The sequence below is a fragment of the Microcystis sp. M144S2 genome (genome assembly GCF_020246065.1).
Taxonomy (GTDB): Bacteria; Cyanobacteriota; Cyanobacteriia; order Cyanobacteriales; family Microcystaceae; genus Microcystis; species Microcystis ichthyoblabe_A.
In genome coordinates, this window is sequence record NZ_JADBTR010000137.1 from 1 (window position 1) to 9462 (window position 9462).

At 41.6% G+C, this 9462-nt stretch carries 14 protein-coding genes; 7 read left to right on the plus strand and 7 right to left on the minus strand.

Going from position 1 to position 9462, the window contains the following annotated elements:
- Positions 1-705: 705 nt before the first annotated feature.
- Genes ndhC through IM462_RS15820 form a run of 3 tightly spaced genes read left to right on the plus strand, consistent with a single transcriptional unit; the run spans position 706 to position 2363 of the window.
- Positions 706-1068, plus strand: a complete 363-nt coding sequence (gene ndhC / locus IM462_RS15810; RefSeq protein WP_002739390.1) for a photosynthetic/respiratory NAD(P)H-quinone oxidoreductase subunit C — start codon at positions 706-708, stop codon at positions 1066-1068.
- Positions 1069-1115: 47 nt separating this feature from the next.
- Entirely contained in the window at positions 1116-1859 is a 744-nt protein-coding gene (ndhK, locus tag IM462_RS15815) for a photosynthetic/respiratory NAD(P)H-quinone oxidoreductase subunit K (protein ID WP_002800109.1), read from the plus strand.
- On the plus strand, positions 1860-2363 hold the full coding sequence (locus tag IM462_RS15820) for an NAD(P)H-quinone oxidoreductase subunit J (protein ID WP_002778330.1): 504 nt from the start codon (positions 1860-1862) through the stop codon (positions 2361-2363).
- A 322-nt stretch (positions 2364-2685) separates the two neighbouring features.
- Here the strand turns inward: IM462_RS15820 and IM462_RS15825 are convergent, their stop codons facing one another.
- Positions 2686-3555: an alpha/beta fold hydrolase gene (locus IM462_RS15825; protein ID WP_287703096.1), complete on the minus strand. Its 870-nt coding sequence runs from the start codon at positions 3553-3555 to the stop codon at positions 2686-2688.
- 160 nt (positions 3556-3715) lie between these two features.
- Here IM462_RS15825 and IM462_RS15830 point away from each other — a divergent pair, with 160 nt between their 5' ends.
- The 4 genes from IM462_RS15830 (at position 3716) to IM462_RS15845 (ending at position 6718) form a co-directional block, all read left to right on the plus strand.
- Positions 3716-4633 carry a histone deacetylase family protein gene (locus IM462_RS15830; RefSeq protein WP_287637808.1) on the plus strand — a complete coding sequence of 306 codons (918 nt, stop codon included), beginning with the start codon at positions 3716-3718 and terminating at the stop codon, positions 4631-4633.
- A gap of 115 nt (positions 4634-4748) precedes the next feature.
- Positions 4749-5942 (plus strand): Coenzyme F420 hydrogenase/dehydrogenase, beta subunit C-terminal domain, encoded by a 1194-nt coding sequence (locus IM462_RS15835; RefSeq protein WP_287703098.1) that lies wholly within the window; start codon positions 4749-4751, stop codon positions 5940-5942.
- 339 nt (positions 5943-6281) lie between these two features.
- Positions 6282-6494: a type II toxin-antitoxin system HicB family antitoxin gene (locus IM462_RS15840; RefSeq protein ID WP_002749012.1), complete on the plus strand. Its 213-nt coding sequence runs from the start codon at positions 6282-6284 to the stop codon at positions 6492-6494.
- Positions 6494-6718 (plus strand): type II toxin-antitoxin system HicA family toxin, encoded by a 225-nt coding sequence (locus tag IM462_RS15845; RefSeq protein ID WP_287703100.1) that lies wholly within the window; start codon positions 6494-6496, stop codon positions 6716-6718. Before IM462_RS15840 ends, IM462_RS15845 begins: the two co-directional genes overlap by 1 nt.
- 149 nt (positions 6719-6867) lie before the next feature.
- On the opposite strand, the gene IM462_RS15850 is transcribed toward IM462_RS15845, so the two are convergent.
- From IM462_RS15850 to IM462_RS15875, 6 genes are all read right to left on the minus strand, one after another.
- Positions 6868-7122: a type II toxin-antitoxin system RelE family toxin gene (locus IM462_RS15850; RefSeq protein ID WP_002780219.1), complete on the minus strand. Its 255-nt coding sequence runs from the start codon at positions 7120-7122 to the stop codon at positions 6868-6870.
- Entirely contained in the window at positions 7122-7385 is a 264-nt protein-coding gene (locus tag IM462_RS15855) for a type II toxin-antitoxin system Phd/YefM family antitoxin (RefSeq protein ID WP_002756068.1), read from the minus strand. Before IM462_RS15855 ends, IM462_RS15850 begins: the two co-directional genes overlap by 1 nt.
- A 282-nt stretch (positions 7386-7667) precedes the next feature.
- Positions 7668-7844, minus strand: a complete 177-nt coding sequence (locus IM462_RS15860) for a tetratricopeptide repeat protein (RefSeq protein WP_287703102.1) — start codon at positions 7842-7844, stop codon at positions 7668-7670.
- The gene (locus IM462_RS15865) at positions 7823-8236 is read right to left on the minus strand and encodes a type II toxin-antitoxin system VapC family toxin (RefSeq protein ID WP_002780221.1); all 414 of its coding nucleotides are present in this window, start codon (positions 8234-8236) and stop codon (positions 7823-7825) included. Before IM462_RS15865 ends, IM462_RS15860 begins: the two co-directional genes overlap by 22 nt.
- On the minus strand, positions 8233-8454 hold the full coding sequence (locus tag IM462_RS15870; protein WP_287703104.1) for a hypothetical protein: 222 nt from the start codon (positions 8452-8454) through the stop codon (positions 8233-8235). Before IM462_RS15870 ends, IM462_RS15865 begins: the two co-directional genes overlap by 4 nt.
- Positions 8455-8976: 522 nt before the next feature.
- A partial coding sequence (locus IM462_RS15875; protein WP_287703106.1) for a tetratricopeptide repeat protein occupies positions 8977-9462 on the minus strand: 486 nt, incomplete at its 5' end.

Here is a 9462-nt window from a genome sequence, read left to right on the forward strand (position 1 = left end):
ATCAAGGGGGGCAGGGGGGATCCCCCCGCCTATCGGCACCCCCCTTATCAAGGGGGGCAGGGGGGATCCCCCCGCCTATCGGCACCCCCCTTATCAAGGGGGGCAGGGGGGATCCCCCCGCCTATCGGCACCCCCCTTATTAAGGGGGGCAGGGGGGATCAGAGGCAATAACTACTTACTTAAACTGTAATCGTTATAATCTAATCAGTCTTATTTTAAGACATAAACAAGCTATTAAGAGATTTAGCAAAATTCTAGCGAGTCAGTTTTAGTAACTGCATAATGATATATTGTCTTAAGCGATCGCTGCTTTGAGCCTGTGCATTAACAAACAAACTATAATCCGCTGGACAGCATTTCTCATAATTTACACTGCCTAGTAAAAATTTTAGTACAAATGCTCGGACTGACAACACCGGCACTCATTGAGATAGTCAACAGCTGATCCCAGCCACCTCTTTTTTACCATATTTGGCTACACTTCGCTTCTCATAGGGATTGTAGACTTCCTTGTCACCCCGTCAGAGTTAAGAGCAAAACAGAGACAGAAGCGAAGCTCAACCCGATGATTAGCTAATGGTATCGATAAACATCTTCAATGCTGCTTTTGAGAAGGAGAGGGGTTGCTAAAGCCTCTATAATAAGTAGCCATAGAGATGCCGACAACTTCCCCTGTCGATAGCGAATAAGGAGAAAAAAAACCCAGTGTTTGTCCTCAAAGGTTACGAGTATTTTCTAGGATTTCTGCTCGCTTGCAGTTTAGTACCAATCCTATCCCTAACTGCCTCCAAAGTCCTGCGGCCTAGTGGTGGCGGTCCGGAAAGACGCACTACCTATGAATCGGGGATGGAACCGATCGGCGGTGCTTGGATTCAGTTTAACATTCGTTATTATATGTTTGCCCTCGTTTTCGTGGTTTTTGACGTGGAAACCGTCTTTCTCTACCCTTGGGCAGTAGCTTTCAATCAATTGGGCCTATTAGCTTTTGTAGAAGCACTGATCTTTATTGCTATCCTTGTGGTTGCTCTCGTCTATGCTTGGCGGAAAGGAGCCTTAGAATGGTCATAACGGCCATAATTTTCCTTATTTTTGACTTTTCATGAGAGGATAACCCGATGAGTCCCAACCCTACCAGCGAATTTAAGCAAATTATCGCACAACAAAGCGAAAAAATCCTCAATCCCATCGAACGCACCAAAGTTACCCAGGATTTATCGGAAAATGTCATTCTCACTACCGTTGATGACCTGTATAACTGGGCGCGTTTGTCAAGTCTTTGGCCGATGCTATACGGTACAGCTTGCTGTTTTATCGAGTTCGCGGCCTTGATTGGTTCCCGTTTTGATTTCGATCGCTTTGGTTTAGTTCCCCGTTCTAGTCCCCGGCAAGCGGATTTAATCATCACTGCCGGTACAGTTACCATGAAAATGGCCCCCGCTTTGGTGCGTCTGTACGAAGAAATGCCAGAACCTAAATACGTTATCGCCATGGGTGCCTGTACGATTACGGGAGGAATGTTCAGCAGTGACTCCACTACCGCAGTCAGAGGGGTAGATAAACTTATCCCCGTGGATGTCTATATACCCGGTTGTCCCCCCCGTCCGGAAGCGATTATCGATGCAATTATTAAACTGCGGAAAAAAGTCGCTAACGAATCTATTCAAGAACGTGGGACTGTCCTCCAACAAACCAATCGTTATTACAGCACCACCCACAAAATGCAGGCCACGGAACCGATTCTTACGGGTAAATATCTACAATCGGCTACCCGTCAAGCACCTCCGAAAGAGTTACTAGAAGCCACTGGTATGCCTGTTCCTCCCGCTCTTTTGACCACGAAACAAAAGGAAGAAATCTAAATGACTGAAGAAACCACAGCTATTGTGCAAGCTGGCCCCACTTCGATTTGGTTAAGCGAAAATGGTTTTGATCATCAAGCTTTAGAAGCTGACCATAGTGGTGTGGAATTGATTAAAGTAGAACCAGACTTTTTAATTCCTCTGGCCACTGCTTTATTCGCTTATGGCTTTAATTATCTCCAATGTCAGGGCGCTTACGATTTGGGACCGGGTAAAGAATTAGTTAGTTTCTATCATCTGGTCAAAGTAACCGATAATGTCGATAGTCCCGTGGAAGTGCGCTTAAAAGTCTTTCTTCCTAGAGATAATCCCAGGGTTGCCTCGGTTTACTGGATTTGGAAAGCCGCTGACTGGCAAGAACGAGAAAGTTATGATATGTTCGGCATTATTTATGAAGGACATCCCCACCTGAAACGGATTTTAATGCCGGAAGATTGGGTCGGTTGGCCCCTACGCAAAGATTACGTTTCTCCCGAATTCTACGAACTACAGGACGCTTACTAAGTCGAGAATTTAATCACTAATTAGGTTATGGATCCTATGGGGTTGGAAGCTATTTCTAGCCCGATTTTTTTTTGATACTAAATCCGTTGAATATAGGCTACATAAGTAGGTAGGCGTTAAAAATTATCAGATGCCCCCCTTATTAAGGGGGGCAGGGGGGATCCCCCCGCCTATCGGCACCCCCCTTATCAAGGGGGGCAGGGGGGATCAAAGACAAAATCTATCTTCAATTTAATTATAACCAGCTACTTATTATCAGGAGAGGCACTCCTGCAAAACGGAGAATAAATAATCAGTTTTTAATAACTGGATTTAGTATTACTTAGCCAAGAAAATCCTCGATCGCCTGTGCCGTCTCTTCCGGTGCTTCTTCCGGTAAAAAATGACCACTGGCGATCGCCTGTCCTGTCACTTGATTAGCTCGCTGCTGCCAAAGAGCGATCACATCGTATTGACGTGCGATGAAACCTTTTTTTCCCCAAAGAACCAAGAGGGGGGAGGAAATTTTCCGGTCTAAATCCTGACGATCATGCTCTAAATCGATGGTAGCGGCGGCCCGATAATCGGCACAGGTGGCGGTTATCGTGCTTAAATCTCGAAAACAACGCCGATATTCCCCCAAAGCTTCCTCTGTAAAAGCGCTAAAATCTCGCCCCCAACTTTGCAAGCAATGGTGCAGATAATAATCGGGATTAGCGGCGATCAGGGTTTCGGGAAAAGGGGAAGGCTGAATCAAGAAAAACCAATGATAGTAGGCAGTGGCAAAAGTTTGATCAGTAGCCTCGTACATCGCCAGCGTTGGGGCTATATCGAGTAAAACGATTTTTTTGACCTTTTCGGGAAAATCAAGGGCGATACGGTGGGAAACTCGCGCCCCTCGATCGTGGCCGATCAGATAAAACTCCTGATAACCCAATTTTTCCATCAGCAACACCTGATCGAGGGCCATCACCCGCTTGCAGTAATTGCTAGAATCCTCTAGGGGTAAGGGTTTATCGCTATCCCCGTAGCCGCGCAGATCCGTGGCGATCACCGTAAAATTAGCCGCTAATCGGGGGGCGATTTTATGCCACATTTGATGGGTTTGGGGATAACCATGCAGCAAAAGCAGCGGAAAACCGCGCCCACCTTTGACACCATTGATAGTAATGCCATTAACTTCTAGCTGAAATTTCCGAAAATTTGTCAGCATTTTTGCCTCCTGTCACCTTAAGGGGAGATAATTGCATCATCTGGCAAAAGTAGCCCGATCAGTAAAGTTTTTTCACTATAGCTCCTCAAGCTCCTGCTTTTCTGGTAGATTAAAACCATTGGGTTGCTCAAAAATCAACGAGTTAAGCAGTAATTTGATTATGATCTCGATTATCTATTCCGATGAATTTCTCGATCACGATACAGGTATTTACCATCCCGAAAAAGCGGCGCGTTTAACGGCAATTGTCGAGGCTTTAAAACCAACAGAATGGCAGTCAAAACTAACATGGCATTTACCCACACCGATCGAAATTCGTGACGAAGTAATCCCTTTGATTAAACAAGTTCATAATCAAGATTATGTTGATAGATTGCGGCGAATTTGTCAACGGGGTGGGGGAAGATTGGATGCAGATACTCCCGTTTCTGCGCGTAGTTACGATGTGGCGTTACTAGCGGTTAGTGGCTGGTTAGATGGAGTCGATCGAGTTTTATCCACTGGCGATCCTGCCTTTATTTTAGCCCGTCCACCCGGACATCATGCCACTTCTAATTATGGCATGGGTTTCTGTCTGTTTTCTAATGCTGCTATTGCCGCCTATTATGCTTTGGAAAACAAAAGAGTGCAAAAAGTAGCGATTCTCGATTGGGACGTACATCACGGCAATGGCACCCAGGATATAGTCGAAAATCATCCCCAGATTGCCTATTGCTCCCTCCATCAATTCCCGTTTTATCCCGGCACGGGAGAAGCGAGAGAAAAAGGGGAGTTTAATAATGTTTTGAATATTCCCTTACCGTCAGGAAGTACGATTAAAGATTATCAAGAACATTTTGAGGGGCAAGTCATACCTTTTCTGAAAAATTTTCAACCGGATTTAGTGATTGTTAGTGCTGGATATGATGCCAATCAAGCGGATCCTCTGGCGGGAATTTGTTTACACCCACAGGATTATGGAATTTTAACCAAATACCTCTTAACTCTCAATAAACCGCTACTTTTCGGCTTAGAAGGTGGTTATGATTTAGAAACTTTAGCGGCTTCCGTCGTCGCCACCTTAGAAGCTTTGCTCTGATCCTATTCCGGGTAATCGTTACATTTCTTTAAAAAGATTGGTAACAAAGTGATCTAATGCGGTAAGGTAAACGATCGATAGAAAAAAACCCTTGACCTAGTTGCCTTTTAAGATTATGAACTCCCTTGCGCCCCACCTAAAAGCCAAAGCCCTCAAACCCAATAGTCGTCGTCCTGCCAAAGAATTGTGTAGCGAGTGCGGACTTTGTGACACTTATTACATTCACTATGTTAAAGAAGCTTGTGCTTTTCTTAATCAACAAATCGCCGATTTAGAAGCAGCAGCACACGGCAAAAGTCGCGACTTAAATCAGGAAAATGATCTCTATTTTGGTGTTCATCAAGAGATGATGGCTGCCAAGAAAAAACAAGCTATTCCAGGGGCGCAATGGACAGGAATCGTCAGCACAATTGCCTGTCAAATGCTCGATCGTGGTTTAGTAGAAGGGGTGGTTTGTGTGCAGAATACCGCCGAGGATCGCTTTCAACCGCAGCCGATTCTCGCCCGTACCACGGAAGAAATTCTCGCCGCTAAAGTCAATAAACCGACTCTTTCTCCCAATTTATCAGTCCTAGAAGAAATTGAAAAATCGGGCATGAAACGGTTATTAGTTATCGGAGTTGGTTGTCAAATTCAAGCCCTAAGAGCAGTAGAAAAAAAATTAGGCTTAGAAAAGTTATATGTCTTAGGAACTCCCTGCGTCGATAATGTCACCCGCTCAGGACTACAAAAGTTTTTAGAAACTACCAGTCGTTCCCCAGAAACTGTGGTTCATTACGAATTTATGCAGGATTTTCGTGTACACTTTAAACACGAAGACGGCTCCATCGAAATGGTTCCCTTTTTTGGCTTAAAGACTAATAAGTTAAAAGATGTTTTTGCCCCTTCCTGTATGACTTGTTTTGATTATGTTAACTCCCTTGCTGATTTAGTTGTGGGCTATATGGGCGCACCTTTTGGCTGGCAATGGATTGTCGTTCGTAATGATACGGGCAAGGAAATGTTAGAGTTAGTTAAAGATCAATTAAATACCCAAGATGTTATGTCTAGTGGTGATAGAAAACAGGCGGTACAAAATAGTATTCCTGCCTATGATAAAGGTGTAACCTTGCCGATGTGGGCGGCAAAAATGATGGGAGTAGTAATTGAAAAAATCGGGCCTAAAGGGTTAGAATATGCTCGCTTTTCCATCGATTCTCACTTTACCCGTAATTACCTTTATGTTAAACGTAATTATCCTGAAAAATTAGCGGCTCATGTTCCTGAATATGCTAAAAAGATTGTGGAACAGTATAAATTGCCCGATTAATTAGGGTATGCTGAAAAAGTAGGGGACCAGCATTCGGATAGGAAATCTACGGTTTCAACCATAGGTTATCCCCCGAATGTTCACCCCTTCTTCGACAATCTCTTATCAGTTATCAGTTATCAGTTATCAGCTATCAGTGATTAATTCAATCATAGTCGATGATAGGTGATGCGTGAGGACTAAATCTGGATGTTGTCAAAATTTTCTCTTGACAAAGGCGACTTGACATGATACTATATTCATAATGGAAAATCCGTGCGCCTGCGACCTCTCTCTTCAAGTCTCAATAATCGCCAATAAAAGCTTAGATAGCGATAATTTTTTTAAGGATTGAGAACCATGAACCATCAAAGAGAGTTTTATGTTGTCATTGAACGAGATGAGGATGGATATTATGTTGGGGAAGTTCCTCAACTTCGGGGTTGTTACAGTCAAGGGGAAACGATTGATGAATTGATGAAGAATATCAGGGAAGTGATTGAACTTTGCTTGGAAGATGACAATCCTGAAGATGTGTCGGAGTTTGTTGGAATTGAAAAGGTGTCTATCTGATGCCAAAATTACCGATATTAACAGGTGATGAAGTTATCAAAGCTTTAACCAAAATCGGGTTTCAATCTATCCGACAAAAAGGAAGTCATCTGCGCTTAAAACCTGAAGATGGAAGAGTTGTCACCGTACCGGTTCATCGGGGGAAAACTGTCGGGAAAGGATTACTCCTAAAAATTTTACGCGATGCTGAACTGACACAAGAAGAATTTATTCGTCTGCTGTAATTCCCATCTTGATTTAAGCTTCATGTCCCCGTTTTTCTGGATGTTGTTAAATTTTCTCTTGACAAAGGCGACTTGACATGATGCTATATATATAATGGAAAATCCGTGCGCTTGCAAACCCTAGTTTTCAAGAATTTTCAAGGTCTAGTTTATTCGCCATAATGAGTTTTAGCACGATGAATATAGATTAACTTCTGTTCATCATTAATGGTGTAAAGTATTCTATCTTGATAACTTAACCGAATTGAATAGAAACCCGTTAAATCTCCTACTAATTTTTTGCCACTATAGGGAGAAATACTCAGGGTATCTTGGATAATTGACTTCAGTTTTTTCTTAAGTTTAGGGGTTAGCTTATCAACATCTTTTTTAGCTTCTTTGGTAAATCTGACTTCATAAACCATTAATCAATGTCTCCCAAGACTTCCTCAAGAGAATAGGTTTCATTTTCATTAATTTGCTGTAGAGATAGTTGTAAGCTTTCTCTTAAATCGGGAATAGAGAGTAATTCGATGGTTTCTTGTAAACTTTCATAGTTTTTTTGAGAAATCAAAATTACAGAATCCTCCTGATTCTCAATGGCATAAATTTTGTTATCTTCTGTAACCGATTTAACGAGACTTGGTAAATCGGTTTGAGCATCGGCGATTTTAATTTTTTTGATCATAATTAATCCTTTTTTTGATGATGAAATAATAAAAATTATTGTAGGGATTTAACAATCTCTCCTAATCACAGTCCAGACAGCATCCTCCTATAATTATCCATCATTGTAGTCATCAGTGATTAATTCAATCATAGTCAATGATAGGTGATGCGTTACGACTAAATCTGGATGTTGTTAAAATTTCTCTTGACAAAGGCGACTTGACATGATACTATATTCATAATGGAAAATCCGTGCGCCTACAGACCCTCTTTTCCAAAGCATTCAAACTCTATCTTAATTCTACTTGCCAGAGTTGGGACAACATAGTTTTATATTCTCCATAATCGTTTGAGTATGGGGATGATTTTCCCCTAATCCTTCTCTGAAAATATTAATCGCTTCTAGATGGAGAGGTTCCGCTTCTATGTAGCTGTCTTGGGAATGGTACAATAGTCCTAAATTATTGAGAGATACCAATTTTCATAACTAAGATTGGGAATATTTTGAAAATGCTTAATGTTAGCTGTAATCAGAGTATAATCGCAATAAATAGCAGTCGCAGCAATAAACAAATCAATCGGGGTAATTAGTTGTCCTTTTATTCTAAGATTAACGTATATTTGAGTAGCTATATCACTAATTTCACGATCATAACCAATTACTTCACTGACTTCTACAAGACGTTCAAATTGTTGTTGTTGATTTCGTGCATCTTTATACAATAAGCCACTTTTAATCTCGTAATAGGTAAAGATTGAAAACGATATATAAGTATAGTGTTGTCGATAGATGCGGAATTGTTCAATTACTGCGGGATTGCCTCGTAAAAAATAAGAGAGGATATTGGTATCAAGTAATGCTTGTTTCATAAGTCATTTATCCGTCTTAAATCAAGTTGACGATTAGCTTCTGCTTCTTCGACAATCTCTTGCATAGTATTTTCTATACCTGCTGCCATACCAGCAAATTCCATAAAGTCAATGTCTGGATGTTTTGTTTTTATAGATTGGACAAAATGCAGGATTTCCGGCAGCAGAGAAATGGGAGTTGTTTCAATTTCTTTAATAAGTTGTTCTTTGAGTGTCATAGCTTTATCAGTTATCAGTTATCAGTTATCAGTGAGCAGTGAGCAGTGAGCAGTGGTTAATTCAATCATAGTCAATGATAGGTGGTGGGTTACGACTAAATCTGGATGTTGTTAAATTTTCTCTTGACAAAGGCGACTTGACAGGATACTATATTCATAATGGAAAATCCGTGCGCCTACGAACCCTATTTTCCAACGCTCTTAACTATGATTTATGTGATTATGTGATTGACTATGATTGATTCATTCAAGGCTCTCTTGGATTTGGTGGGTAAAATGTATTCTAAGATACAGTCCTGCTGGCGAGGGAATGGAAGGAACCACAAAGGCACAAAGGACACAAAGATCGATTATGTTGTAGGTTAAGCTTATCGCACAGGGTCTGGAAGATTCCTATAATAAGTCTAAGCTGTGATTTGAATGATTGAGTGAATGCTATGATTGTGTTGTATTTGGCAAGTCTTTATCAATGATCAATTATAGTCTATCCCATAATTCCATAAATCACAGTTAAGACTGTTTTCAGGGATGAGGGGGTTTTGGTTTCAACATCTCCACCACCTCATCGGGAAACCGTTGTCTTAATTCTGCTTCGGGTAATTGGGATAACATCTCCAGATAATTCTGATAAACGGTTTGGGTATGGGGATGATTTTCCCCTAATCTTTCCCAGAAAATATTAATCGCTTCTAGATAGAGAGGTTCCGCTTCTGTGTACCTGCCTTGGGAACGGTACAATCCTGCTAAATTGTTGAGGGAAGTTGCCACAGAGGGATGATTGTCTCCTAAGAGTCGTTTTCTCAAATCTAAAGCTTCTAGATAGAGAGGTTCCGCTTCTGTGTACCTGCCTTGGGATTCGTGCAATAGTGCTAAATTGTTGAGAGAAGTTGCCACATGGGGATGATTCTCTCCTAAGAGTCGTTTATCCAAATCTAATACTTCTAGAAAGAGAGGTTCCGCTTCCGTGTACCTGCCTTGGGATTTGTACAATGCTGCTAAATTGTTGAG

Excerpts from the sequence above, each read along its gene's own strand:
- IM462_RS15855 (WP_002756068.1), bottom strand. The coding sequence starts at position 7,385 with ATGATCAAAAAAATTAAAATCGCCGATGCTCAAACCGATTTACCAAGT.
- IM462_RS15845 (WP_287703100.1), top strand. The coding sequence starts at position 6,494 with ATGCCAAAATTACCGATATTAACAGGTGATGAAGTTATCAAAGCTTTA.
- IM462_RS15840 (WP_002749012.1), top strand. The coding sequence starts at position 6,282 with ATGAACCATCAAAGAGAGTTTTATGTTGTCATTGAACGAGATGAGGAT.
- IM462_RS15870 (WP_287703104.1), bottom strand. The coding sequence starts at position 8,454 with ATGACACTCAAAGAACAACTTATTAAAGAAATTGAAACAACTCCCATT.
- IM462_RS15835 (WP_287703098.1), top strand. The coding sequence starts at position 4,749 with ATGAACTCCCTTGCGCCCCACCTAAAAGCCAAAGCCCTCAAACCCAAT.
- IM462_RS15830 (WP_287637808.1), top strand. The coding sequence starts at position 3,716 with ATGATCTCGATTATCTATTCCGATGAATTTCTCGATCACGATACAGGT.
- IM462_RS15850 (WP_002780219.1), bottom strand. The coding sequence starts at position 7,122 with ATGGTTTATGAAGTCAGATTTACCAAAGAAGCTAAAAAAGATGTTGAT.
- ndhK (WP_002800109.1), top strand. The coding sequence starts at position 1,116 with ATGAGTCCCAACCCTACCAGCGAATTTAAGCAAATTATCGCACAACAA.
- IM462_RS15825 (WP_287703096.1), bottom strand. The coding sequence starts at position 3,555 with ATGCTGACAAATTTTCGGAAATTTCAGCTAGAAGTTAATGGCATTACT.
- IM462_RS15865 (WP_002780221.1), bottom strand. The coding sequence starts at position 8,236 with ATGAAACAAGCATTACTTGATACCAATATCCTCTCTTATTTTTTACGA.
- IM462_RS15820 (WP_002778330.1), top strand. The coding sequence starts at position 1,860 with ATGACTGAAGAAACCACAGCTATTGTGCAAGCTGGCCCCACTTCGATT.